The organism is Aliivibrio sp. EL58, assembly GCF_900312675.1.
Lineage (GTDB): Bacteria > Pseudomonadota > Gammaproteobacteria > Enterobacterales > Vibrionaceae > Aliivibrio.
Genome location: NZ_OMPC01000009.1, coordinates 199,391 through 224,590, shown reverse-complemented (window position 1 = coordinate 224,590; position 25,200 = coordinate 199,391). Strand labels below are relative to the sequence as shown.

Below are 25,200 nucleotides of genomic sequence, written 5' to 3'. Positions count from 1 at the left end.
CTTTTGAGTAACTCTACCTATTTAGAATACGAAGAGTTACTTAAATGAGAAAGGATCAAAAGGTTATAAGTTATGGATTAACGGTTTGTATGTTCATTACGATACACATCGACCCACATAGCGGTCGCGCCACAAACCGCAATCGGCATCACAAATAGGTTTAAAATTGGAGTCATAGTAAACAGGGTAACTAAAGCACCAAAAGATAAGCATTTCCCACGCTTAGTCTTTAAATCGTCTCGCATAGTTTCAAATGGCACTTTGTGATTATCAAATGGGTAATCGCAATATTGAATTGCCATCATCCAAGCGGTAAACAAAAACCATAAAACAGGGGCGATACTTTGACCAATAGCAGGAATAAAAAATAGAATAAATAATCCTAATGCTTTTGGTAGATAATATTTTAGTTTTTGCCATTCTCTTGTAAAGATCCGTGGCAAATCTTTCAGAGCATCAAGAACTCCACCATCAGGAGCGGGTTGATTGGTTAACTTTGCTTCTAAGTGTTCCGCTAATAAACCATTGAATGGTGCAGCTATCCAGTTTGCAATGGTACTAAAGAAATAAGAGAAGACGGCAAGAATACTGATAACAATAAGGGGCCACAATATATAAGATAGCCAATTTAACCAACTTGGAATTTGAGCTAAGATCTGTTCAATCCAGCCACCAATTTGATTAAATAGATAAAAAAACGATCCCCCTAAAAGTACAAAATTTATCAGTAGTGGGATAAACACAAAGCGACGAATACCTGGTGTCATTGCGAGTGATATGCCAGTAAAAAAGTACTGAACACCAGATTGAGTTTGTTTCAATGAATTCATAATCAAAATTTACGGTTGTGTATCATGTATTCACTATACTCAAAAATAAGCACAAATAAATGGAATTACCGTAAATAAAGTCGGTCCAAATTGTTCAAATGTAAGATTTATGTCACCACTTTCATTTTGTTATTCAACAATGGGGCTATTATTTGGTACATTATCAAGAAGTAGTGGTAGATTAACGTGATTAGTTAAACTACTTTAATATAGTAGTTAAAGTTAGCTTCTTTCTTTTTATCGATAAAAGAGGGGAGTTCAATAAAGCAGAAGAGCAGAGAGTTAGCGATGCAAGAATTGCGATTAGTGTTGATACTTGTTGGGGCATTGGCCATTGCGGCGTTATTGTTTCATGGCTTATGGACAAGTCGAAAAGAAACAAACTCAAAATTTGGGAAAAAAGTAGACATCGATTTTGATTCAGACATTGATGAAGAAGAAGTCGCTCCTATGCGTGGTTTTGATCAAGCAAAAGAAGAGGCTAATACGCCAAAAGAAAGAAAAGAGCCTGCATTTACACGCGAAGAACCGGCTTTTTCAAAGGATCCTCTTTTTGATTTTGAGCATAAAGACAATACGGTTGAAGAGCCTATTGCAGTGATTAAAGAGCAGCCTGTTGAAAGACAGGAGGCAGTAGTTAATGAGATACCGGTAAAAGAAGAAATAATCATCGAAGAAGAGCCAATGATCTCCTTTTCGGCAATTGATGATACCGCTATCGTTCAAGAAAAACAGCCTCAGCCAGAGCTACATATTGAAAAACCAATAATAGTAGAAGAGCCGGTGGTTGCGCCGATTATAGAAACAAAACCAGAGCCAGAATCTGAGCCTGAGCCGGAAGAAGACGTTATTGTAATTAATGTCCATGGTATGGGAACAGAACGCTTTAACGGAAATCGTTTGTTCAATAGTCTTGAGCAAAATGGATTAGTGTTTGGTGATATGGGGATCTATCATCGCCATTCGGATCTCTCTGGATCTGGAAAAGTATTATTTAGTACTGCGAATATGGTTTCGCCAGGGCATTTTCAAGTCCCAGAAGGTGAAGAGTTTTCAACACCAGGTATTTCATTCTTCTTACCATTACCTTGTTTTGGTGATGCTGAACATAACTTTAAACTGATGTTACAGACGGCTCAGTTAGTAAGCTCAGAGCTTGGTGGTAATGTTCTCGATGAAAAAAGAGCCATGCTGACACCAAATAAAATAGATGAATATAAGGGAAGAGCGAAAGTTTTTTGCCGTAAATAGATTATCTACTATAGAATTAGTATTAATGAGAAAGGCTCTTTTTGAGCCTTTTTTTTATTTTTAGAAAACAGAACAAGAAGTTGATGAATCATGAGTATTGAACAGACCTTAGATGAGCTAAAACAACAACTGAATTACCACGCTTATCGTTATTATGTAGAAGATAGCCCTGAGCTACCTGATGCAGAATATGACCGAATGATGCAACAATTGCTATCTATAGAGTCTGAACATCCAGAGTTAGTGAGCGTTGACTCACCTAGCCAACGTGTGGGTGGTGAAGCGTTGGATGGTTTTACTCAAGTTCAGCATGAGATCCCAATGCTTTCTCTTGATAATGCGTTCAGTGACGAAGAGTTAGAAGCCTTTGAAAAAAGAATGAACGATCGTCTTATTGCTAAATCTGTTTCTCTATTCTGTTGTGAGCCTAAGTTGGATGGTCTTGCGGTTAGTCTACTCTATGTAAATGGTAAATTAGTACAAGCAGGAACTCGTGGTGATGGTTCAACGGGGGAGAATATTACTGAAAACGTAAGAACGATTCGTTGCATTCCATTAACACTGCAAGGTGAAGGTTGGCCAACACGATTAGAAGTGCGTGGTGAAGTCTTTATGCCAAAAGCGGGTTTTGATGCTTTAAATGAGCGAGCGTTAAAGCGCGGTGAAAAACCATTCGCTAACCCACGAAATGCCGCAGCAGGCAGTTTACGTCAATTAGATTCTAAGATCACAGCAACACGTCCACTGAGTTTTTATGCTTATAGCGTTGGTGTGATTGATGGTGGTGAATTAGAGGCAAGTCATTATCAGCGTTTTGTTCAGCTTAAAGGCTGGGGCTTACCTATGTGTGAAGAGACCAAGCAATGCGGCTCTTTAGCAGAAGTAAAAGCCTACTATAAAGACATTCTTGAGCGTCGAGATGCATTGAAATACGAAATCGACGGCGTGGTGATTAAAGTTGATGATATTGAACTTCAAGAACAACTAGGCTTTGTAGCTAGAGCTCCTCGCTGGGCGATTGCTTATAAGTTTCCAGCACAAGAAGAACTGACGGTTCTTAATGATGTTGAGTTCCAAGTTGGACGTACTGGAGCTATTACTCCTGTCGCGAAACTTGAACCTGTATTTGTGGGTGGTGTCACCGTAAGTAATGCCACACTGCATAATGCCGATGAAATTGCACGTTTAGGCGTTCATATTGGCGATACTGTGATTATTCGTCGTGCAGGTGATGTGATCCCACAAATTGTTTCAGTTGTTGAAGCTCGTCGTCCAGAAGACAGTAAAGCCATTATTTATCCTACAACCTGCCCAGCCTGTGATTCTAAGCTTGAAAGAGTGGAAGGCGAAGTAGTCACTCGTTGTGGAGCTGGTTTAGTCTGTCCAGCTCAACGTAAAGAAGCACTAAAGCATTTTGTCTCTCGTAAAGCGCTTGATGTCGATGGTTTAGGTGACAAGGTCGTCGAACAGCTAGTTGATAAAGAAATGGTAGAAACCCCTGCTGATTTATTTAAGCTTTCAGCCGGAATATTAACTGTACTAGAGCGTATGGGGCCTAAATCAGCTCAAAATGTGGTTGATGCATTAAACAAAGCTAAAGCAACAACCTTACCTCGATTTTTATATTCTTTAGGTATCAGAGAAGTGGGTGAAGCTACTGCAGCAAACTTAGCTTTGCATTTCTCAACATTAGAAGCGGTTCAAGCAGCGACACTTGAGCAATTAATCGAAGTAAGTGATGTTGGTGATATCGTTGCTAAACACGTTTTAAATTTCTTTGCTGAACCTCATAACCAAGCAGTTATCGAAGATTTGCAAGTGATGGGTATTCACTGGCCTGCAATTAAAGCGCTTGATGAATCTGTACCACAACCATTAGCTGGTAAAGTAGTAGTGCTTACAGGGACACTACATAAACTTAAACGTAATGAAGCCAAAGCTGCATTGCAAGAATTAGGAGCTAAGGTAACCGGTAGTGTATCTAAAAAGACCGATATCCTTTTTGCTGGCGAAGCCGCTGGATCGAAATTAACCAAAGCGGAAGAGCTTGGCGTTGAAATAATGAATGAAGAGCAGTTAATTGAATTACTAAATTAACAATTACACAGTCATTAATTAAATAAAGAAGGAGCTTAGAGCTCCTTTTTTTATGCTTGAAATTCATCTTTTAATTTATAGGTAGTGGTTTTGATAGTTAACAATACTCTATTTATTCAACCCTAAAGGAACAGATACAGAGTGGTCTACTATTTACAATATAATGAGACCTGCATCGCATTGAGGCTTTTTTTATATTTATAACCTGCTGTTTTAGCTTTAAAAGATGTTTTTTGATGATTATTGATCTGTTTAATTTGATCTTAATCACTAACGCGAAAGAAGTTTGCGCTCGCTCATATTTTTTTTATAGAAAATTAAGTTTTTGTTTTATGTTTTTTTTGATCGGTTTAGTATTTATTTCATGGATGCACAGCGTGTATGCAGGAAAAAATATAAGGTAATTACAATTTTTAAATTTTCCTTTTCTTATTTAAAAATTGTGTGAATTAGGAGAGTTATTTATTGCTTTCGGCGGCCAACTTAAAGCCAGTAAATAACGAACACAGCTATATCCATTTTTAGGAGCTTTATTCCATGGAAAACAAATTTTTTAAAACAACATTGTTAGGTGCTGCTGTTGCCTTAGCATCTTCAGGTGTAACAGCAAAAGAAGTAGGTGTTAACTCTGACTTTAATGTTGAAGTGTATGGTGTTGCAGCAATCTCTACGGTTAACTACAACACAACAGACAATAATGATAAAAGTTCAGGTTATGTAGTAGAAAATGAATCTCGTATTGGTTTCCGTGCCCATAAAGAGATGTTCGAAAACGTTTTAATTACGATGCAGATTGAATCGGGTTATGTTGATAGTACTGATTGGTCACATGGTGGTGTGTCAGGTGGTGTGTTAGGTTTCCGCGATACATTTATCGGTGCATCTGGCGATTGGGGTAATGTACGTGTTGGTCGTGTCTTAACACCATTATATGAAATTGTTGACTGGCCTTTCTCTAACCCTGGTTTAGGTTCTGTATTTGATTGGGGTGGTATTAATAGTCACTACGATCGTCAATCAAACCAAGTACGTTATGATTCACCTAAGTTTGGTGGTTTCTCATTTGCAGCATCTGCAGGACGAGATGATAATGCTAACGGTGGTGGTGCAGCTACTCGTGACGCAAGCTTCTTTGGAGCTAATGCAAAATATAGCTTCGAAAAAATTACATTTATGGGTGGTGTTGAGTCAGGCACTCGTGTAACAGCAGGTACAGATAAATCTTGTGTGTTTGATCCTGATGCTCCTGCTACACCAGATTGTACAGATGCAGTTGCTGGCTATGATGATGATACTTTTGCATACATAGTAGGTTTTGAAGCAAGTTTACCTGCTGGTTTTGGTATTGCCGCAGCGTATAAGGGGGAGGAGTTAGATAATGGTGCTCGTAAATATACTCAAGACTCTTACTCTGTAATAGGTCAATACTGGAATGGCCCAATTGGTTTTAAGTTAGGCTATGCAGCTAATCTAAAAGCTGATTTATCTGGCACAACAACATCAGCATCAGCGATGAATTTAAATCAAACAGAAGAAAGTAATACTATTTCGGCGCAGTTAATGGCTGTTCATAATGGTTTTGTTCCTTATCTTCGTGTTGCTGGTCGTACTTTTACAGATAAAGATTCTGGTGTAGAAGATACAGATATTGTAACTCGCGTAGGTTTAGAGTACGGCTTCTAAGAAAGTGGTTACTTAGCTAACTTTAAAAGCGCTGGCAATTATGTTGCCAGCGCTTTTTATTTTAAGAGCATTTAAAATTTAAGGTGTATAAGATGTATAAAAGAATTTTAGGACTAAGCGCTGTATTACTTAGTGGGTGCTCTACATTATCAAGTGATGATGAGTTTACAGATGCTATTAATGAGGTAACACGAAAGTCTAATTATATTTCGATAGAAGCACAGAGCATAACACCAATTGAAAATAGAAATATCGGGGCTAATGCATTACGCAATACGTCACAATTGACTGCAAACTACCCTATATCAAAAAAAGAACCTCCAGAATCTTATGTTGCTGTAGAGTTGAGTTATTTCAAATCAAGTTATGAGTACAGCTCTGTACTATTTAATGGCACTGAAATAGAAATAACAGCATATTCGCCTTCAACAGAGTCTTGTTCTGAGCATTGTACAGCAACGCAGTATTTTACTTTTCCTATAGATAATGATGATATCTCATCAGCTGCAAAGAATGGTTTAACTTACGTAGTTAAAACAAAAAATGAACAGTCTAAATTATCTTTCATGATTCCTGCTGGTTATTTCCAAGCTGTGTTAGATGAAAAAGCACTTCAATTGCAAAATGTACCAGTAGTAATTACGCAACAACCAGTTGCAGAAATAAAATCAGCAGATACGAAACCAGTAGAAATGACCAAATATTGGTTTGATGAAGCGACAGCTGCAGAGCAAGAGCAATTTACTGAGTGGGCGTTCATAAATAGAAAATCAATTAGCGTACAATTAAACTCTGATTCTAAATCATTAGAGATGTTGAGTTATTGGTATGAGAAATCCTCTACAGAAGATAAAGCTCAGATTTTGACTTGGTTATTGAATCGAGCATAGTTTTCAATAGTTTATTAATTTGCGTAAAATATCAAGTGCGACTTAGTTCGCACTTTTTTTTAAATTAAAATAAATAGTTCTAATTACTACTAAAAATGATGTGATCTAAGTTCTGGTATTTTAGTGTTGCGTGTGCTTTTTTTGAGATTTCGATCTCTTTTGTTTTATTTTTAATCAGTGAATCTTATTATGTGCTTTTGCTAAGTTGTTGATTTTTATGTCTTATGTTTTTTTATAAATTCTGAGTTTTGAAGTTCGTCACTCAAAAAACATAACTATATTTTCTTTGTGAAAAAACATTGTCATAGTCTGCTCCAGACAACAAATCTAGTGCATGGTTCATTTCGGCGACCAACTTAAATATCCATGTATTACTTATATTAGTTAAATGAAGGAATTATGACTATGTTCAAAAAAACACTTTTAGGTGCAGCAATTGCATTAGTTGCAACTGGTGTTACAGCTAAAGAAGTTGGTATTAACTCTGACTTTAATGTTGATGTTTACGGTGTGGCTGCTATCTCTGTAGTAAACTACAATACAACAGATAACAGAGATGCTAGCTCTGGTTATGTTGTTGAAAACGAATCTCGTATTGGTTTCCGTGCTCATAAAGAAATGTTCGAAAACGTATTGATTACAATGCAAATCGAATCTGGTTATGTAGATAGTACTGACTGGGGTCACGGTGGGGTATCTGGTGGTGTGCTAGGTTTCCGTGATACATTCGTAGGTGCATCTGGTGATTGGGGTAATGTACGTGTTGGTCGTGTTCTTACACCACTATACGAAATCGTTGACTGGCCTTTCTCTAACCCTGGCCTAGGTTCTGTATTCGATTGGGGCGGTATCAATAGTCACTACGATCGTCAATCAAACCAAGTGCGTTACGATTCTCCTAAGTTTGGTGGATTCTCATTTGCAGCTTCTGTTGGCCGTGATGATAATGCTAACGGCGGCGGTGCTGCGACTCGTGATTCTAACTTTGTTGGCGCAAGTGCAAAATACAGCTTCGAAAAAATCACATTCATGGGTGGTGTTGAGTCTGGAACTCGTATAACTGCGGCGACTGCTGAATCTTGTGCGTTTGACCCTGATGCTCCTGCTACTCCAGATTGTACTGCAGCTGTTGCTGGTTTTGAAGATGATACTTTTGCTTACATCGTTGGTTTTGAGGCAAGTCTTCCTGCTGGTTTTGGTTTAGCTGCTGCCTATAAAGGCGAAGAGTTAGATAATGGTTCTCGTCAATATACACAAGATTCATTCTCTGTTGTTGGTCAATACTGGAATGGCCCAATTGGATTGAAAATTGGTTATTCAGCTAACTTAGAAGCTGATCTATCTGGAACAACAACATCAGCATCTGCTATGAATTTAAATCAAACAGAAGCAAGCGATACTATTTCGGCGCAGTTAATGGCTTCGCATAATGGTTTTGTTCCTTACCTTCGTGTAGCTGCTCGTACTTCTACTGATAAAGATTCTGGTGTAGAAGATACTGATATCGTTACACGTATCGGTTTAGAGTACGGCTTCTAAGAAAGTTGTGACTTAGCTAACTTTAAAAGCGCTGGCAATCATGTTGTTAGCGCTTTTTACTTTAAGAGCATTTAAAATTTAAGGTGTAATAAGATGTATAAAAGAATTTTAGGACTAAGCATTGTATTACTTAGTGGGTGTACCACATTAGCAAGTGATGATGACTTTAGTGATGCGATTAAAGAAACATCTCGAAAGCTAAATTATATTTCTATAGAAGCAAAGAGTATTAACCCAATTGAAAGTGAGAGTGTAGGTGCTAATGCGTTGAGAAATACATCGCAAGTGACTGCAAATTATCCGACATCAAATAAAGTGATTCCTGAGTCATATGTAGCTGTTGAATTAAGTTATTTTAAAGCTAACTATGAATACAGCTCTGTGAGTATCAATGGCGAAAAACGTGGTATTAGTGCATATTCACCATCAACAGAGACCTGCTCTGAGCATTGTACTGCGACACAATACTTTACATTCCCTATTAATAATCAAGAAATTAAGCAATCAGCACAAAGTGGCTTAACTTACGTCGTTAGTACAACAAATAATATGTCACAGTTGTCTTTTTCTATTCCTTCTGGATATTTTCAAGCAATTCTTAATGAAAAAGAAGCGAACTCTACAGTTGAAACAATTAAAGAACCTATAGCCTCTGTAGCTGTAATAACAGAACAGTCTAAACCAGTCGAAATGACTAAATATTGGTTTGATGAAGCGACAGCTGCTGAGCAAGAGCAATTCACTGAGTGGGCTTTTGCTAACCGTAAAACGGTAAACAGTAAATTAACTACCTCGTCTAAATCGTTAGAGATGTTGAGTTACTGGTATGAGAAAGCTTCAACAGAAGATAAAGCTCAAATCTTAACTTGGTTATTAAATAAATAATTTTTTGAATTTTAAAAGTGGTTAAGTGAGTTACTTCACCACTTTTTCTATTTTTTAAATTAGGTACTCTCCCTCTTTCCCATTGTAGATTTACCTTATGGTGCTAAAATAGCGCATAAATTATGTGGTGCTGACAGATTCAGCGCAACCTCTTCAAAAGGTAATAACAATGACGGTTAAAACTCGTTTTGCTCCAAGCCCAACAGGCTACCTTCACGTTGGTGGTGCACGTACTGCACTTTACTCATGGCTTTTTGCTAAAAACCAAGGCGGCGAATTTGTTCTTCGTATCGAAGATACTGACCTTGAGCGTAACTCTCAGGAAGCGGTTGATGCGATCCTAGAAGGTATGCAATGGATGGGTATGGAATGGGATGAAGGTCCTTATTACCAATCTAAGCGTTTTGACCGTTACAACGAAGTTGTAGATCAACTGCTTGCAGAAGATAAAGCATACAAATGCTACGCATCAAAAGATCTGCTTGATGAAATTCGTGCAGAGCAAGAAGAAAACAAAGAGATGGCTCGCTATGACGCAAACCATCCTAAAATTGTTGCCGCTAATGCTGCAGCAAAAGAAGGTGATGCGTGCGTTATCCGCTTCCGTAACCCTAAAGAAGGCTCGGTAGTATTTGATGATCAGATCCGTGGTCGTATCGAAATCTCAAACAGCCAATTAGATGATTTGATTATCCGTCGTACTGATGGCGCACCAACATACAACTTCGTAGTTGTGGTTGATGACTGGGATATGGGTATTACTCAAGTTATCCGTGGTGAAGATCATATCAACAACACACCTCGTCAAATTAACATCTATGAAGCATTAGGTGCTCCAGTACCAATGTTTGCACACTGTGCAATGATCTTAGGTGATGATGGTGCAAAACTGTCTAAGCGTCATGGCGCTGTTTCTGTTATGCAGTACCGTGATGAAGGTTATCTACCAAATGCACTAAACAACTACCTAGTTCGTTTAGGTTGGTCTCATGGTGATCAAGAGATCTTCTCTCAAGAAGAGATGATTAACTTATTTAGTTTAAATGCAGTAAGCAAATCAGCATCAGCTTTCAATACTGATAAGCTTCTATGGTTAAACAACCATTACATTAAAACATCAGAACCTGAGTACGTAGCAAAATACCTACAATGGCACCTAGATCAAAAAGAGATCTCTCTTGAAAATGGTCCAGCAATTACTGATGTAATCACTTTAGTTGGTGAGCGTTGTAATACGCTAATCGAATTAGCAGAGCAATCTCGCTACTTCTACCAAGATTTTGAAGAGTTCGAAGCGGGTGCAGCGAAGAAACACCTACGTGGCGTTGCTAAAGGCCCACTAGAGCTTGCTCTTACTAAAGTTGAAGCTCTAGAAGAGTGGACAACTGAAAACCTTCACAATGTGATTGAAGAAGTATGTGCAGAGCTTGAAATTGGTATGGGCAAGATTGGTATGCCTTTACGTGTAGCTGTTACTGGTGGTGGTCAATCTCCATCTGTTGACGCGGTAATGCAATTCATTGGTAAAGAGCGTGTTGTTGCTCGTATCAAGATGGCATTAGCATTTATTGCTGAACGTGAAGCTAACGCTCAGTAATATCTAGTCATTATGAAATACAAGGGCCGCTGAATAAGTGATTATTCAGCGGCTTTTTTAATACCAGTTTAATATTACTTTAGATAGTAATTTACTACGGTTGGTATTAGAAGAGGGTTAGGTGATCTCGTCTTCTAACGCATTAACGATACAGTTTTTACCGTTCTGCTTAGCTTGATATAGCCCTTCATCTAAGATGAAATAAAGTTGATCAATATTATCCATATTTTTATCTAGGTATATCCAAGAAAAACTTGCTGTAATAGAGAGCTTTTTCCCATCAAGCGTATCAAAACTTGAGCTCTCTAGTGCTTGACGAGCTTGCTCAATAAGGGTGAGGCAGTGATCTTTCCCTTCCTCTTGAAGTAACAGAAGAAATTCTTCTCCACCAACGCGTCCAATCTGATGTGGCAGCGGTATTACTCTTTCAAGTGTTTTATATAAATGCTTCAAGCCCAGATCACCATTTGGGTGGCCATATTTATCATTCAATTGTTTAAAATTATCAATATCAAGCATAACAAGAGCGGTATGTTGGTGGTATCCACTAAGGCGTTTTCTTATTAGTTCAAACATATGATGTCTGCTGTTTGCTCCTGTGAGTACATCCTTACAGGCCAATGTATTTAGTTTCTGGCGAGAGCGAAGAATGAAAATAAGAAAAACAACCAGAACGATAATAATTACCTGAGAATAAACACGATTGCGTTGAGAGGTAATGAGCTCTTTTTGCTGTTCTTGTTGCTCTTTAAGACTTTCAATGAGTTCTCTTTCCGTTTGAATTACAGTATTTCTCAGCTTTAATGCAGCGTAAGCCTTGGCTGTATCTTGAGCATGAATTTTATTTTTTGCTGCTTGATGTTTTTTTTGTGTGCTGAGAGCTAATTGATATTGTTGAGTAAACTCATATACATCAGTCAATATCAAAAGAGAATCAGAGAGTTCTTGAAGGCTTTGTGAGGTCTCTGATTTAGAAATGGCAATTAAAATGTATTCAATCGCTTTGTTTGGATTTTTATACTGCAAATAAATCTGACTAAGCACTTGATAGGTATTTATTACAAAAATCGAATTTGATTCTTTTTCTTGTGAATTCAATGTAATCAATAAGTATTCAATGGCCTCATCATGAAAGCCTTTTTTGTGCAGAATAGAACCAAGAGTAAAGTAGGCTATATTGCGTGTATAGCTGTTATTTGACTCTTTTAAGTTTTCAATTGCAGTGCGAGCAAGAATTTCAGCGTCATCATATTGTGATAACTGAAGATGAATTCTCGCTAGTAATATATTTGCCTGAGCTATTTTCTGTGGGATGTTTCTTTGAATACGAAGGGCTAATGCTTTTTGAGCGAATTCTTTAGCGCTATGTAATCGACCCATACTAAGCAATAAATGACTAATGTTTGAGTAAGTCGTGTCATTTATGTCATAAGGTTTGCTGTGACGAAGTGCTTCCTCATTTGCTAGTAATGCGGCTTCATAGTTACTGCTGCCTTGGTAACTCATTGCAAGTAAGCGATACAGCCACTTTTTATCAATATAATGGCTGCTTGTTTTTTCAAGATATTTAATGATTGATTGGCAATAAAACTCAGCTACATAATAATTACCTAAATCTAAATTAAGTCGGCATTGCTGAATAGATAATACGGCATCCAATTCAGGGTCATGCAGTGATTTCGAAATGTGTAGTGCGGCTTCTATTGATTCTATTACTTTCTGGTATTCCCCTCTATCATCATGATCCATTGCCATTAATGAAAAGTATTCGACTTGTTCGTAGGGGGTTAGGCTTTTATTAGACGTTTTATGACGATAATTATTACCGCGTCGGGTAACAAAGCCATGGATACGACTTGCGATATAGATACGTTCAGCACTAGGGTCTATAGTGTCATAGGCCCTTTGCAGCATAGCGAGTGCTTTTTCTGGGGAAGAAACCCTATTGTGATGATATTTTTGTTGCCACTCCTCATCCTCCATAACCGAAGCTGCGGATAGATAAGTACTGATCAGTAGCAAAAAAGCGCCGACAAGTAGTCGAAAGTGTCCTAGCATGATGACTCAATAAGTATAGTATTCTAATTATTAGTAAAGGGTATCGTAAGAGGAGAAGGAAAACGAGGGCAAGGCTCATAAAAAAAAGAGAAACTACCTTCATTGATAGTTTCTCTTAGATATTAATGATCTACATCTATTTTTATTGAATGACAGTTTTATGCATTACATCGCCAATTTGAACACTATTAATGAGTTGAGGCTGATCAATAGTTAGTTCTGAATTCTGCTCATAAACACGATCAACGGTAAGTGTTATATTTGTTTTGGCCACCTTATTTCGAGGTAAGCCACTTTGATCAATGAAAGATCCAGTGTGCCATAAATCCAGTTTATCGCCTTTTTTAACTCCATGAATACGACCAAGATCCATCGTGATACGGTTGTTATGAATACTAACAACTTGCGGAAGAGTGATTTTACAAGCAAATTGGTTTTCTAAGTCAAGCATCATATCGCGATTAACTCGCAATACCATCTCGCCATAAGCGGATGTCCAGAAACGAGCACTTTGAGTGTCCACTTCACTGGTTTTTGGGAAGTCCCACTGAGCCACTTCACGATAATTATTGTTATAAACAGTTTGGCCTGTTTTACCATCCAGTACAGCAACTTCAATAGCAAATTGACGATTAATGGTATCTTTCAGCAGTAAGTTTTGTTCGATAGTTGCACTTAAATCTGTGATGTTTCCAGAGAAAATATATTGAGCACCATGATCTTCTGCAATCATTTTAACGACTTCAGGTTGGCGTTTATCAATACGCAAATGAGACGTTCCTACAGAGATAAAACTTTGTGACTCTTTATCTAGCTGACGAGAAAATACGGTACTAAGGCTTTCACCCATTTTGTACACTTTACCCATGACAGCTTGTTGAGGAGAGTCGATGGTGATCTCACTGGTCATGACGGTTTTTTTGTATTGACCAATATGGCAACTGTTTGCCGAAGGATAGATATCAATACGGGCAGTAAGATACAGTTTGCCGTTTTTCTTTTTCTCTTTTACTACTTCAATACTGCGAATTTCACTGCCGCTGAATTGATAACGCTTTTCATCATTTTCTAAAAAGGTTTTAAGATCTTTTAAGCGGCTAATGTCAGCCCCTGAAAATAACATAGCTTGGTAAGCGGCATCTTCTAGTGCATGAGATCTTGCCGCATTTTTACTGGTAAGCACACTCGCTGACCCTGTTACCTCAAACCATTCAGCACTTGCTGATGGTGCGTAACTTATTGTTAATAATGATGTAAGTAAAAAAAATATTCTTTTCATTGCTGCTGTCTGCCAAATGGGTATGAAATTTGCTAACTATTATTTGTTGATTGATAAAAGTACTTACAAATTGCGTTTCATAAACTACTGCAATTTTTGTTCCTAGTTTAAATTTGACGCTTAAATCAAGCGAGTAAGTACATTAAAACATTATCTGGAGATAATAGAATGAGAGTATTAGTTGTAATTTTGCTGTCAATGGTGGTTAGTGCATGCGCTTACTCACCAATTTATAATGGTAAAGAACCTTATAATGGCAGCCCATTTATGTTGGCGGACACTCCTCGACACACAATGGATTACTTTATTGAAAGTTTAACAGAGCAGTTGGTTACATCGAACACGACATTGTCGGCACGTTCTCCAATTGCGATTACGTCTTTTGTTGATTTACAGCAAATGGATCAAACAAACTGGTTAGGCAACTCTGTTACTGAAGGGTTTATCTTTCAGCTGCAACGTCGTGGCTTTAAAGTTATTGACTATAAAACGACAGGTAACATTCGAGTAACTCAACAAGGTGATTTTGCCTTTAGTCGAGACTGGAAAGAGTTAGTACAAGAGCAGCAAGTTGATTATGTATTAACAGGTACCATGCTTCGTCAAGATGGTGGTGTGTTAGTTAATGCTCGTGTTATTGGTATGCAAACACGAGTTGTTGTGGCATCGGCACAAGGTTTCCTACCTGCGGATCGAATTGGCCGTGATTTAGATACCTTAAATACTATGCGTATGGAAGATGGTGTTCTTATTCGTTCTGATGTGAAAAAAGCAGAGCGTAATACTATTATTCTACGTCCATAAGGAGAATTGCGATGAAACATTGGTTTCTATTAGCACTACTTGTTCTAGTCGGTTGTCAGCCTCTTGGAACAATGCGACAAGATGATCATCTAAATGCTGTTGGTTATGCCAGTATTAGCGAGCAAGCCGGAAAAAATATAGATGAGCAGAGAATTCGAGCAATGCGCGCTTCAAAAGTTGACGCTTATAGAGAATTGGCTGAGCAAGTTTATGGCATGCGTATTAGCGGTAAAGTTGAAATGAACGATCAACAGCTAGGAGAAGAAACAACTAGTGCTGGTGTTGATGGTATCATTCGCGGAGCTGAAGTCGTGAGGACTTACCCAGTTGGTGACAGCTACGTAACTGAATTGAAATTAGATTTGAAAAAAATGGAACGAATGAAAAACCAAGGCCAGGTTTACGACGTACCATCAACACAAAGAAAAACCACGCTGTTCTAAATAGCGGATAGACTGTTATTTAATAACCGTTTATTAATACACTCTCATTCAACATATTTGCCCTTGGTGTTTTTAGCTCCGGGGGCTTTTTTATTGAGCAGAGAAAGAGAAAGAGAAAGAGAAAGAGAAAGAGAAAGAGAAAGAGAAAGAGTAAAAGGGACTAGATGTTAGGGACGAGTAAGAAATGGGTAGAGCAGAAATTAGAGTTTAGAGGACAGTAAGGATAGATAGAGCTAGGCCTAGAGTTTAGGCGGGGGGGAGTAAGAAATAGGAATGGCAGGGGCTAGATATTTAGACAAAGACAAAAGTTCAGATAGCACTGTGCCGTATATCGATAGAAATTATCGATACTTAAGATTTTTTGGCGTTGGGGAGATTAGGCTTTTACGTTAGTACCTAATGTCGTGATATTACGAGTTTGACCTTCAGCGGTGTAAGTCATGCCATTTTTACCACGACTTTGTTGCATCAGGTTATTTAGTTTATTAAAACTAAGTTGTGCGCGTTGAAGTGCTTCACCGTTAACGGCGTTTTCTTCTTTGCAATCATGAATAATAGATTTTATTTCAGTGACTTTTTCTGTTAATGCACTATCTTCAGAAAGAAGCTGTCTTTCTGCGTGGCTACCTAATAACTGGTCATATTGGCGTAGTTGGTTTAGCAAGCCAAGTTTATCATGTGCAACGCTTTCCATTTCAGCCGGTTTTCTACTGGCGATAGCAACCTTCTCACGACTAAGAACAGTCGAAAGAGAGAGGGCAACGCTACGCTGTAGATCTAATAATTCAGTTAATGTTTGAGCCATAGTGTCTCTTTATTAAATAGATATGATGAGAAAAATCACCAGCCTAAGATTATAGGCCGGCTAATTCATCTTCAAATTTAATCATGTTGTCTGCTAGGCGCTCAGGATCAACAGAGTAAGAGCCATTTGCGATAGCTGCTTTAATTGCAGCAACTTTATCTTCGTTAAACGAAGGTTCTGTTGCTAATTGTTGGTGCATTTGGCCAATTTCTTTACCTTGATTACTCAAAGAAACGGCATCCATTTTCGCAGACATAGCAGGTGTTGAACTTGCAGGTGACTTATCACCAGAATCAACACGAGCTTGATTACGTAATGTCGCCATAGCTTGGCTAGCACGTAGTTGGTCAATACTTGTCATATATTCAAGCCTTTTTAGCCGGTTAATACATTCTCTTAATCTATCTATCGGCTGTCAAAAAAATAACTTAAGTAAATAATGAAATTTTTTGACGCTTTTTTCATTATTTTTAAACTGTGGATAATATAAGCATAATTAGTGCCACAAAAATCATATCGGCAGTAAACAGGGATAGTTTAGAAAAAATAATTTTGATTGGTCTAAATTCGGTATTATTAGAAGCGAATACTAATCACACCTACATTAGTTACTATCCCACTGACTATACGGTTGGATTTATCATTTTTCACATTGACCTTATCACCAAGCGCACCATCACCTAAAGCGGTTCCTTTTGTGATGATACTTAATTCTCCTTTTACTGCCTTAATTATAACGCTGTCATTACGGCATACCATGCAGATATCGTTTTTTTCAACAACATTACCGGCCCTGACACTGCGTTTAATACGAGAACCAATAAGGTCGTTTACATTAACATACCCACCTCTGCGGTAGACTCGACTCGTAACTAAGGTCAGTGTTATATCTCTATTCGAGATTGTATGTCCTTTTGATAACGAGGTTACAGCGGTAGCTAAAGGCATCATAAGTTCTGATTTTACAGGAACATACACTTTCCAATTATCAGTTGGGCATTCAACAAGTACAGAAGTATTTCCGCTAGTATTGAGCTTTCCTGGCAAGGTGGTGGTTAGTGGGGTTGGGCAATCAGTCGCATAAATACGGCTATCAATACGCACAGCTTCCACTTGTAAGGTTCCATTTTTTGGTGTATCAATTTTCTGTTCAATAAATGATTCTGCTGCCTGTTTAATTGCCTTTAATTGCTCATCTGTGGCAGCATGGACATTCAAGCTAAAGAAACTTATAAATATGCCGATAACGCTTATAAGTCGATAAATGGTGATATTCATACTATGTTTTTCTATTATCATCATAATTTTAATATAAAATGCCATGTGGTATATCGTGTTCTTAATAGGTTTATGTTAGGCTCGCGATTCATTTATAATGGCACAAGATGGAGTCACATATGACAGGCATACTGGATTCGGTGAATCAGCGCACACAACTTGTAGGGCAGAACCGTTTAGAATTACTTACTTTTCGTCTTATGGGACGCCAACGTTATGGTATTAACGTATTTAAGGTAAAAGAAGTATTACAGTGTCCGAGATTGACTTCAATGCCTAATTTGAATCCTTTAGTAAAAGGCGTAGCTCATATTCGTGGCCAAACGATCTCGGTAATTGATTTAAGCCTTGCTACTGGCGGTCGTCCGACCACAGAAATAGATAAATGCTTTATTATTATTTCGGAATTTAACCGTACTATTCAAGGTTTTTTAGTTAAATCTGTTGAGCGTATTGTTAATATGCATTGGGAGGCGATTTTACCGCCGCCTCAAGGTACTGGACGTGCAAACTATTTAACTGCTGTGACAAATATTGACGATGAACTCGTTGAAATTTTGGATGTAGAAAAAATCTTAGCGGAAATTGCGCCTATTGATGAAACCATGAATGAAACATTGGTTGAAGAAATGGCAGCAATCAGCCCTGAAATTGTGCGAAAAGTACTGATTGCAGATGATTCAAGTGTTGCTCGTAAGCAAGTTCAACGTGCAGTACAATCTATCGGTTTTGAAACTATCATGGTAAAAGATGGTAAAGAAGCACTAGATAAACTCGTTGATATGGCTAATGAAGGCAGTATTTATGAGCAAATTGGCCTAGTAATCTCTGATGTTGAAATGCCAGAAATGGATGGTTATACATTAACAGCAGAAATTCGTCGTGAACCAGCATTAAAAGACTTACATGTTATATTGCATACTTCTTTAAGTGGTGTATTTAACCAAGCAATGGTTGAGCGTGTAGGTGCAAATCAGTTTATTGCAAAGTTTAACCCAGATGAATTGGGTGCTGCAGTTAAGAGAGCGGTAGAAAAGTAACTCCCGCTTTTTACAATAAGTTAATATATTAGCCATGGCTTTGGTAAGACATGGCAATTCATTTTTATTTGGAAGTAAAATCGTTAATGACAACTATAACTATCAACGAACAAGAGTATCGTGATTTTAGCCGTTTTCTTGAATCTCAATGTGGCATTGTCCTTGGTGACAGTAAGCAATATTTAGTAAGAAGTCGACTGAGTCCTTTAGTTGCTAAGTTTTCATTAGCTTCATTATCTGATCTATTAAAACAAGTAATTTCTGGTCGTAACCGTGAATTACGTGTTGCCGCGGTTGATGCGATGACAACCAATGAAACGCTATGGTTTAGAGACGGCTACCCATTTACCGTTTTATCTGAAAAATTATTGCCGGAGTTAGCGGCAAACCGTCGACCTCTTAAAATTTGGTCTGCGGCAAGTTCATCAGGTCAAGAAGCGTATTCTATGGGGATGATTATTTCAGAAATCCAAGCGCGTAAGCCTGGTTTTCTTCCAAATATTAGTATTACTGGAACGGACATTTCACCGACAATGCTAGATACATGTAAAGCCGGTGTTTATGATAATTTAGCATTAAGCCGAGGACTGTCTCCTGAGCGTCGTCGTGCGTTCTTTGAAGATGCTGGTGATGGCAAAATGAAGATTAATGATAAAATTAAACGTATGGTTAACTTCCGTCCGCAAAACTTGATGGATAGCTACAGCTTATTAGGCAAGTTCGATATCATTTTTTGCCGTAATGTATTGATTTACTTTTCACCAGATATGAAAGCCAAAGTGTTAAATCAGATGGCGGCAAGTCTTAACCCCGGCGGATATTTACTACTGGGTGCTTCTGAATCACTAACCGGTTTAACTGATAAGTTTGAAATGGTTCGTTGTAATCCAGGTATCATTTATAAGCTAAAATAATTAAAATTGATTAATTAGTATACAAAAGGCGGCTTAGGTCGCTTTTTTTGTGCTTGTTATTTAGAGTCGGCATAAATATTGCTAATTTTATGCAAGTAGTATCGTCAATCTGTTCTGTGAATTGAAAAGTTGGCATACAGGTTGCAATATGAAATATATATACTGCTAGTCAGTTCTTGTGGAGGGTTTGAAATGGCAATTTCTTTTGATAATGCACTAGGTATTCACCAGTATACGGTTGGAGTTCGCTCTGAACGTGCTGAAATGCTAGCGACGAACATCGCTCAAGCGAATACTCCAGGCTATAAAGCAAAAGGAATGGACTTTCAAAAAGCAATGCAGTCGGCAACATCTAAGGCAAGCATGGGTCTTAGCCGTACAGATGGTCGGCACATCAATGCCTCAACACGAGTGGCAGGGGAAATTCAATACCGCGTACCAACTCAACCTGATACGGGAGATGGCAATACGGTAGATGTGGATTTGGAGCGTAATTTATTTATGCAAAACCAACTTCGTCATCAAGCATCATTGGAATTTTTAGGTAGCAAATTCAAAAACCTAACCAAAGCAATTAAAGGGGAATAGAGATGAGCTTATTTAATGTTTTTAACGTTACAGGTTCTGCGATGAGTGCAGAGTCAGTTCGTCTTAACACCACTTCAAGTAACATGGCAAATGCTGACAGTGTAAGTAGCTCTGCTGCTGAAACTTATAAGGCTCGCCAAGCTGTCTTTGGTGCGGAATTGAGTAAAGCAAAATACAAACAAGATCATACAGTTCCTGTAAAAGTTCTTGGTATTGTTGAAAGCCAAAAACCATTACGTGCTGAATATAATCCTGATCACCCTATGGCAAATGACGATGGCTATATTTTTAAGCCAAACGTTAATGTGATGGAAGAAATGGCAAACATGATTTCTGCTTCTCGTTCATACCAAACGAATGTTCAAGTAGCAGATGCGAGTAAACAAATGTTGCAGAGTACTCTGCGAATGGGTCAATAAGGATAGGAGGTAGCTATGACTGGAATCAATAACGTTGGTCAAAACGGCTTGTCCTACATCGACCAGCTTAAAAGTCTTCAAGAGGCAAATAAGCCTGAAAAGGCTACTGGTGGCAAAAATGAACTGAAGCAAGAAGACTTCCTTTCATTATTAACCAAACAGTTGTCTCAGCAAGACCCGTTTAAGCCGGTTGAAAACGATCAAATGATTGCGCAAATGGCATCATTTGCAACCGTTGATGGTATTGGCAAGATGAATACACAGTTTGATAGCTTGAATTCATCAATGACATCTAACCAAGCATTACAAGCATCATCGCTTGTTGGCCGTGATGTTCTAGTACCTGGCGCTAAAGGGCTAAAAGAAGCAGATAAAAGTATGGCGGCAATGGTTAAATTGCCACAGGCAATTAATAACCTAATGGTTCGTGTTGAAAACGAGCAAGGCCAATTAATTCGTACTTTGAATGTGGGCGCTAAACCTGCTGGCGATACTCGTGTTGAGTGGGACGGCAAGGATGAAAAAGGCAATGTAATGCCTGCTGGTAGCTATAATATCAAAGCTGCTGGTGTGCTTGATGGAGAAAACAAAGAGTTTGGTGTATCAACATACGCTAACGTAAATAGTGTTCTTCTAGGCAAAGGCGATGGCAATGTTCTGCTTAATCTTGCTGGTTTTGCTTCACCTATGAAACTGGCAGAAGTGCTAGAAGTAGGTAAGGCATAAAAGGCGAATATTCAGTGCAGCAGTTTATCGCTGCCTGAATACTCCCATTTACTGTAACAAATTCATTAAAACATAGAGCTATGCCAATTCCTTTAACATTCCCAATTGACTGTGATCGTTAATGGAATTGGAAATCATCAGCGTAGCTAGATAGGAGATATCAAATGTCATACGTAGCATTAAGTGGTCTAGCCGCTGCTCAAAAAGATCTAAACACAACATCAAACAACTTGGCGAATGCCAATACGTTTGGTTTTAAAGAGTCTCGTGCAGAGTTTGGTGATGTTTATTCATCATCGTTGTTTTCAAATGCTAAAACCACAACAGGTGGTGGTGCACAAACAACGAAAATTGCTCAGCAATTCCATGAAGGCTCAAGTATTTATACTAACAACCCAATGGATTTACGTATTTCTGGTCAAGGTTTCTTTGCGGTAGCAAAAGATCGCCTACAGCCAGCAACGAATGAATTAAGCCGTAACGGTGCATTTCACTTAGATAATGAAAACTATGTAACTACATCAAATGATGAATTCTTATTAGGTTACGAAGTTGATCCTGAGTCAGGCAATGTATCTTCTTATGAGCCAAAAGCACTGAAGATCCCAGACCAATTTGGTAAACCAAAACCAACAGAAAACGTTGAGATTGGCATGAACTTGCCTGCGACTGAAGTACCAAAAGATCCTGCTCTTTTTGATATGAACGATCCTGATACTTATAATAAGTCGACATCGGTAACGACGTACGATTCATTAGGTCAACCATATAAAATGACCACTTATTATGTGAAAGATGCAACGCAACCAAACCGCTGGAATGTGTTCTACTCATCAACAGATATTGATGGTGAAAAACCCGTAAATATCAATGCAGGTGATGCGACAAATGCGGCAGGTCAAACTGGTCATTCGATTATATTTAATAATGATGGTACAACTCAAAGTATCAATGCTGGTCAACCGGTTGCAACAACAACGCTAGGTGAGAATGGTTTAAACTTAAATGGTGCTGATCCTTCTCAGACATTAACGATGAAGTTTGATAACCCAACGCAGTTCTCAGCACCGTTTGAAATGCGTCGTTTCAGTGAAGATGGCGCAACAACAGGTTACTTATCAAAAGTAGATATTGATAAGAGTGGTAACATTGTTGGTTCTTATTCAAATGGTAAAGATGTGACATTAGGTCGCGTAGCAATGGTTCGTGTAACTAACCAACAAGGCCTTGCTCAAAACGGTGGCACTCAATGGTCAACGACACAAGCATCTGGAGCTGCAATTTGGGGTGAAGCAAACCAAGGTTCATTTGGTGATATTCAAAGTGGTACGTTAGAGCAATCAAACATCGATATGACTCAAGAGTTGGTTGATTTGATTTCTGCACAACGTAACTTCCAAGCGAACTCTCGTTCATTGGATGTACATAACCAACTGCAACAAAATATCCTACAAATTCGTTAATTTAAACGAGTATCTATTTATCAAATTGCCGTCGACATTGACGGCAATTTTTTACCCAGAATTGTTGCCTCTTGGTTTCAATCTTTTTCCTCCCCGGTACCATGCCTCTTCTTTTTCTTCACTGTTACACTTCTAACCTTTTGATATGAAACATTAAAAAAACTTGGCACACTCATTGCTATTATAACTTCAGATAGATTATTGGAGTTCATTATGGATCGCGCATTATTTTTAGCCATGAGTGGCGCAAAGCAAAACATGCAAGCTATGCAGCTGCGTTCAAACAACCTTGCCAACGTAAGTACAACGGGTTTCCGTGCTGATTTAGAGCAAGCACGTTCAATGCAAGCGTATGGTGAAGGTTTGCCTACTCGTGTGTTCAATATGACAGAGCGTCCAGGAAGTAGCTTTTCTCAAGGTTCAGTAATTACAACTGGCCGTGATTTAGATTTAACAATTGAAGGCGATGGCTGGATTTCAGTGATGGACAACACCGGTCGTGAAGGTTTGACTCGTGCTGGTAATCTAAAAATAGATGAGACAGGTTTATTAATGAATGGCAGCGGCCACCTAGTATTAGGTGAGAATGACGCGCCAATTACGTTGCCGCTTCCGATCTCAAAGATTCAAATTGCAAAGGACGGCACTATCTCTGTTCTTGAGCAAGGTGCTCCAGCTGAAGCGATGGCAGAAGTTGACCGCATTAAATTAGTTCGTACCGATAATCGCGATTTATTTAAAGACACGAATGGTTTGTTCCGTTCGAAAAATCCTAATAATGCATTTCAAGCAGACGCGGGTGTAACCGTACTAAAAGGTGCATTAGAAGGCAGTAACGTTAATGCCGTAGGTGAGATGACCAATTTAATTGATTTGCAGCGTCAGTTTGAAATGCAAGTCAAGATGATGAGTACCGCTGAAGAGATGGATAAAGCTTCAGACTCATTATTACGTATGGGTTAATTGAACAATTAACTTGATTAACTTAATACATTAAAGAATTTAGAGGAATACACAATGAATCCAGCATTATGGGTAAGTAAAACAGGCTTAGACGCACAGCAAACTAACATTGCGACTATCTCAAACAACTTGGCGAATGCCTCAACGGTTGGTTTTAAAAAGAGCCGTGCCGTATTTGAAGATCTGTTTTACCAAAACGTAAACCAAGCCGGTGCTCAGTCAACACAAAACACAGAGTTACCAACTGGCTTAATGCTAGGTGCGGGTTCTAAAGTTGTGGCAACACAAAAAGTATTTACTAACGGTAATGCTCAAACCACGTCTAACGGCATGGATATGATGATCGAAGGCAAAGGCTTTTTCCAAGTGACTATGCCTGATGGCAACATTGGTTATTCTCGTAATGGTCAATTTACGTTAAATGATGAAGGCGCAATCGTAACAACAGGTGCTGGTTATCGTTTAGAACCTGAAATTATCGTTCCTGAAGATGCAATTAATGTAACTGTTGGTACGGATGGTGAAGTGTCTGTTCGTCTACGTGGCCAACAAGATAACCAAGTGATTGGTCAAATCACAACGGTTGATTTCATTAACCCAGGTGGTTTAGAGCCTGTAGGTCAAAACCTTTACTTACCAACAGGTGCTAGTGGTGACCCACAGGAAGGGGTTCCTGGTCTAGAAGGCTTAGGTGCTATTCGTCAATCTATGCTTGAAGCATCAAACGTAAACGTAACTGAAGAGCTAGTGAACATGATCGAAGCACAACGTGTTTATGAAATGAACTCAAAAGTAATTTCTGCTGTTGATAAAATGGCAAGCTTTGTTAACCAACAACTGTAATTGGTGATTAGGATGAAACGTCTTCTTTGTTTACTAATGCTAACGACTCTAACCGGTTGTGAAGCGCTATTAGTTCAAAACCCGAACTTACAAGATAGCGAAGTGACTTCTGCTACCACCAATGTTGATGCAGTAGAAGGTGATAAAGCGAAAGAAGAGGGAGGGGGCATTATTGATACACTTCGTGGTCGTAATGATCCTATTTCAGGCGATCCAGCTTGGGCTCCTATTCATCCTAAAGAGAAACCAGAGCATTACGCTGCGGCAACAGGTTCATTGTTCAATATGGATCATGCTCAAGACATGTATGACGATACCAAGCCTCGTGGTTTAGGTGACATTGTTACTGTGACTTTAGCTGAGAATACCAAAGCGGCAAAAAGTGCCGATGCTGAATTATCAAAATCAAATGATTCAAGCATGGACCCATTGCAAGTCGGTGGTCAAGAGTTACAGATGGGTGGCCAATATAATTTCTCTTACGAGCTATCTAACGATAATAACTTCACCGGAAACACCTCAGCTAACCAAAGTAACAGTTTAAGTGGTTCGATCACGGTAGAAGTAGTAGAAGTTTTAGCTAACGGTAACTTATTGATCCGTGGCGAGAAGTGGCTAACACTTAATACTGGGGATGAATATATCCGATTGAGTGGCACTATTCGTCCTGATGACATTAGTTTTGATAACACCATTGCATCAACCCGAATTTCAAACGCACGTATCCAGTATTCAGGTACGGGTGATCAACAAGATATGCAAGAACCTGGATTCTTGGCACGATTCTTTAATGTAGCACTATAAT

At 38.6% G+C, this 25,200-nt stretch carries 22 protein-coding genes and 2 pseudogenes; 18 read left to right on the top strand and 6 right to left on the bottom strand.

What is annotated here, in order from left to right; genetic code table 11:
- Window positions 1-77: 77 nt before the first annotated feature.
- On the bottom strand, window positions 78-830 hold the full coding sequence (gene cysZ, locus ED622_RS11780; protein ID WP_122034237.1) for a sulfate transporter CysZ: 753 nt from the start codon (window positions 828-830) through the stop codon (window positions 78-80).
- A gap of 288 nt (window positions 831-1,118) precedes the next feature.
- On the opposite strand from cysZ, the gene zipA reads away from it, so the two are divergent.
- From zipA to gltX, 7 genes and pseudogenes are all read left to right on the top strand, one after another.
- Window positions 1,119-2,081, top strand: a complete 963-nt coding sequence (gene zipA, locus ED622_RS11775; protein ID WP_122034235.1) for a cell division protein ZipA — start codon at window positions 1,119-1,121, stop codon at window positions 2,079-2,081.
- A gap of 90 nt (window positions 2,082-2,171) precedes the next feature.
- Window positions 2,172-4,178, top strand: a complete 2,007-nt coding sequence (ligA, locus tag ED622_RS11770) for an NAD-dependent DNA ligase LigA (RefSeq protein ID WP_122034233.1) — start codon at window positions 2,172-2,174, stop codon at window positions 4,176-4,178.
- Window positions 4,179-4,715: 537 nt separating this feature from the next.
- Window positions 4,716-5,655: pseudogene (locus tag ED622_RS11765) on the top strand (porin); the annotation flags it as partial.
- Between the two features lie 298 nt (window positions 5,656-5,953).
- Window positions 5,954-6,751, top strand: coding sequence for a hypothetical protein (locus tag ED622_RS11760; protein ID WP_122034229.1), 798 nt, complete (start codon window positions 5,954-5,956; stop codon window positions 6,749-6,751).
- A gap of 396 nt (window positions 6,752-7,147) precedes the next feature.
- Window positions 7,148-8,084, top strand: a pseudogene (locus ED622_RS11755) (porin); the annotation flags it as partial.
- A gap of 299 nt (window positions 8,085-8,383) precedes the next feature.
- A complete protein-coding gene (locus tag ED622_RS11750; RefSeq protein ID WP_122034225.1) occupies window positions 8,384-9,175 on the top strand; it encodes a hypothetical protein in 792 nt (263 codons plus the stop codon).
- Window positions 9,176-9,344: 169 nt separating this feature from the next.
- Window positions 9,345-10,772, top strand: coding sequence for a glutamate--tRNA ligase (gene gltX / locus ED622_RS11745; protein ID WP_122034223.1), 1,428 nt, complete (start codon window positions 9,345-9,347; stop codon window positions 10,770-10,772).
- 117 nt (window positions 10,773-10,889) lie between these two features.
- On the opposite strand, the gene ED622_RS11740 is transcribed toward gltX, so the two are convergent.
- Both ED622_RS11740 and ED622_RS11735 read right to left on the bottom strand, forming a co-directional pair.
- Window positions 10,890-12,830 carry a diguanylate cyclase gene (locus ED622_RS11740; protein WP_122034221.1) on the bottom strand — a complete coding sequence of 647 codons (1,941 nt, stop codon included), beginning with the start codon at window positions 12,828-12,830 and terminating at the stop codon, window positions 10,890-10,892.
- A 142-nt stretch (window positions 12,831-12,972) separates the two neighbouring features.
- A complete protein-coding gene (locus ED622_RS11735; RefSeq protein ID WP_122034219.1) occupies window positions 12,973-14,109 on the bottom strand; it encodes a flagellar assembly protein FlgT in 1,137 nt (378 codons plus the stop codon).
- Between the two features lie 168 nt (window positions 14,110-14,277).
- Between ED622_RS11735 and ED622_RS11730 the strand changes: the two genes are divergently transcribed.
- Window positions 14,278-14,913 carry a FlgO family outer membrane protein gene (locus tag ED622_RS11730; protein WP_122034217.1) on the top strand — a complete coding sequence of 212 codons (636 nt, stop codon included), beginning with the start codon at window positions 14,278-14,280 and terminating at the stop codon, window positions 14,911-14,913.
- Window positions 14,914-14,924: 11 nt separating this feature from the next.
- Window positions 14,925-15,356 (top strand): LPP20 family lipoprotein, encoded by a 432-nt coding sequence (locus tag ED622_RS11725; RefSeq protein ID WP_122034215.1) that lies wholly within the window; start codon window positions 14,925-14,927, stop codon window positions 15,354-15,356.
- A 376-nt stretch (window positions 15,357-15,732) separates the two neighbouring features.
- Here ED622_RS11725 and ED622_RS11715 read toward each other — a convergent pair whose 3' ends face one another.
- The 3 genes from ED622_RS11715 to flgA form a co-directional block, all read right to left on the bottom strand.
- Window positions 15,733-16,161, bottom strand: a complete 429-nt coding sequence (locus tag ED622_RS11715; protein WP_122034213.1) for a flagella synthesis protein FlgN — start codon at window positions 16,159-16,161, stop codon at window positions 15,733-15,735.
- 49 nt (window positions 16,162-16,210) lie between these two features.
- Window positions 16,211-16,522 (bottom strand): flagellar biosynthesis anti-sigma factor FlgM, encoded by a 312-nt coding sequence (gene flgM / locus ED622_RS11710; protein WP_122034204.1) that lies wholly within the window; start codon window positions 16,520-16,522, stop codon window positions 16,211-16,213.
- A 215-nt stretch (window positions 16,523-16,737) separates the two neighbouring features.
- Entirely contained in the window at window positions 16,738-17,484 is a 747-nt protein-coding gene (gene flgA / locus ED622_RS11705; protein WP_162922512.1) for a flagellar basal body P-ring formation chaperone FlgA, read from the bottom strand.
- Between the two features lie 74 nt (window positions 17,485-17,558).
- On the opposite strand from flgA, the gene ED622_RS11700 reads away from it, so the two are divergent.
- The 9 genes from ED622_RS11700 to flgH all read left to right on the top strand — a co-directional run bounded on the left by ED622_RS11700 (window position 17,559) and on the right by flgH (window position 25,199).
- Window positions 17,559-18,479: a chemotaxis protein CheV gene (locus ED622_RS11700; protein WP_122034200.1), complete on the top strand. Its 921-nt coding sequence runs from the start codon at window positions 17,559-17,561 to the stop codon at window positions 18,477-18,479.
- Between the two features lie 86 nt (window positions 18,480-18,565).
- Entirely contained in the window at window positions 18,566-19,393 is an 828-nt protein-coding gene (locus tag ED622_RS11695; protein WP_122036092.1) for a protein-glutamate O-methyltransferase CheR, read from the top strand.
- Between the two features lie 192 nt (window positions 19,394-19,585).
- Window positions 19,586-19,981 carry a flagellar basal body rod protein FlgB gene (gene flgB, locus ED622_RS11690; protein WP_065593831.1) on the top strand — a complete coding sequence of 132 codons (396 nt, stop codon included), beginning with the start codon at window positions 19,586-19,588 and terminating at the stop codon, window positions 19,979-19,981.
- A 2-nt stretch (window positions 19,982-19,983) separates the two neighbouring features.
- Window positions 19,984-20,400: a flagellar basal body rod protein FlgC gene (flgC, locus tag ED622_RS11685; protein ID WP_005420405.1), complete on the top strand. Its 417-nt coding sequence runs from the start codon at window positions 19,984-19,986 to the stop codon at window positions 20,398-20,400.
- 15 nt (window positions 20,401-20,415) lie between these two features.
- On the top strand, window positions 20,416-21,126 hold the full coding sequence (flgD, locus tag ED622_RS11680; RefSeq protein WP_122034198.1) for a flagellar hook assembly protein FlgD: 711 nt from the start codon (window positions 20,416-20,418) through the stop codon (window positions 21,124-21,126).
- A gap of 164 nt (window positions 21,127-21,290) precedes the next feature.
- On the top strand, window positions 21,291-22,589 hold the full coding sequence (gene flgE / locus ED622_RS11675; RefSeq protein WP_122034196.1) for a flagellar hook protein FlgE: 1,299 nt from the start codon (window positions 21,291-21,293) through the stop codon (window positions 22,587-22,589).
- A 213-nt stretch (window positions 22,590-22,802) separates the two neighbouring features.
- Window positions 22,803-23,552 carry a flagellar basal body rod protein FlgF gene (locus tag ED622_RS11670; protein ID WP_045102651.1) on the top strand — a complete coding sequence of 250 codons (750 nt, stop codon included), beginning with the start codon at window positions 22,803-22,805 and terminating at the stop codon, window positions 23,550-23,552.
- Between the two features lie 54 nt (window positions 23,553-23,606).
- Window positions 23,607-24,395 carry a flagellar basal-body rod protein FlgG gene (gene flgG, locus ED622_RS11665; protein ID WP_122034194.1) on the top strand — a complete coding sequence of 263 codons (789 nt, stop codon included), beginning with the start codon at window positions 23,607-23,609 and terminating at the stop codon, window positions 24,393-24,395.
- Between the two features lie 12 nt (window positions 24,396-24,407).
- The gene (flgH, locus tag ED622_RS11660) at window positions 24,408-25,199 is read left to right on the top strand and encodes a flagellar basal body L-ring protein FlgH (RefSeq protein ID WP_122034192.1); all 792 of its coding nucleotides are present in this window, start codon (window positions 24,408-24,410) and stop codon (window positions 25,197-25,199) included.
- Window position 25,200: the final 1 nt, after the last annotated feature.

Bases quoted from the DNA above. Each gene is read 5' to 3' on its own strand.
- cysZ (WP_122034237.1), bottom strand. From the start codon at position 830: ATGAATTCATTGAAACAAACTCAATCTGGTGTTCAGTACTTTTTTACT.
- zipA (WP_122034235.1), top strand. From the start codon at position 1,119: ATGCAAGAATTGCGATTAGTGTTGATACTTGTTGGGGCATTGGCCATT.
- ligA (WP_122034233.1), top strand. From the start codon at position 2,172: ATGAGTATTGAACAGACCTTAGATGAGCTAAAACAACAACTGAATTAC.
- ED622_RS11760 (WP_122034229.1), top strand. From the start codon at position 5,954: ATGTATAAAAGAATTTTAGGACTAAGCGCTGTATTACTTAGTGGGTGC.
- ED622_RS11750 (WP_122034225.1), top strand. From the start codon at position 8,384: ATGTATAAAAGAATTTTAGGACTAAGCATTGTATTACTTAGTGGGTGT.
- gltX (WP_122034223.1), top strand. From the start codon at position 9,345: ATGACGGTTAAAACTCGTTTTGCTCCAAGCCCAACAGGCTACCTTCAC.
- ED622_RS11740 (WP_122034221.1), bottom strand. From the start codon at position 12,830: ATGCTAGGACACTTTCGACTACTTGTCGGCGCTTTTTTGCTACTGATC.
- ED622_RS11735 (WP_122034219.1), bottom strand. From the start codon at position 14,109: ATGAAAAGAATATTTTTTTTACTTACATCATTATTAACAATAAGTTAC.
- ED622_RS11730 (WP_122034217.1), top strand. From the start codon at position 14,278: ATGAGAGTATTAGTTGTAATTTTGCTGTCAATGGTGGTTAGTGCATGC.
- ED622_RS11725 (WP_122034215.1), top strand. From the start codon at position 14,925: ATGAAACATTGGTTTCTATTAGCACTACTTGTTCTAGTCGGTTGTCAG.
- ED622_RS11715 (WP_122034213.1), bottom strand. From the start codon at position 16,161: ATGGCTCAAACATTAACTGAATTATTAGATCTACAGCGTAGCGTTGCC.
- flgM (WP_122034204.1), bottom strand. From the start codon at position 16,522: ATGACAAGTATTGACCAACTACGTGCTAGCCAAGCTATGGCGACATTA.
- flgA (WP_162922512.1), bottom strand. From the start codon at position 17,484: ATGGCATTTTATATTAAAATTATGATGATAATAGAAAAACATAGTATG.
- ED622_RS11700 (WP_122034200.1), top strand. From the start codon at position 17,559: ATGACAGGCATACTGGATTCGGTGAATCAGCGCACACAACTTGTAGGG.
- ED622_RS11695 (WP_122036092.1), top strand. From the start codon at position 18,566: ATGACAACTATAACTATCAACGAACAAGAGTATCGTGATTTTAGCCGT.
- flgB (WP_065593831.1), top strand. From the start codon at position 19,586: ATGGCAATTTCTTTTGATAATGCACTAGGTATTCACCAGTATACGGTT.
- flgC (WP_005420405.1), top strand. From the start codon at position 19,984: ATGAGCTTATTTAATGTTTTTAACGTTACAGGTTCTGCGATGAGTGCA.
- flgD (WP_122034198.1), top strand. From the start codon at position 20,416: ATGACTGGAATCAATAACGTTGGTCAAAACGGCTTGTCCTACATCGAC.
- flgE (WP_122034196.1), top strand. From the start codon at position 21,291: ATGTCATACGTAGCATTAAGTGGTCTAGCCGCTGCTCAAAAAGATCTA.
- ED622_RS11670 (WP_045102651.1), top strand. From the start codon at position 22,803: ATGGATCGCGCATTATTTTTAGCCATGAGTGGCGCAAAGCAAAACATG.
- flgG (WP_122034194.1), top strand. From the start codon at position 23,607: ATGAATCCAGCATTATGGGTAAGTAAAACAGGCTTAGACGCACAGCAA.
- flgH (WP_122034192.1), top strand. From the start codon at position 24,408: ATGAAACGTCTTCTTTGTTTACTAATGCTAACGACTCTAACCGGTTGT.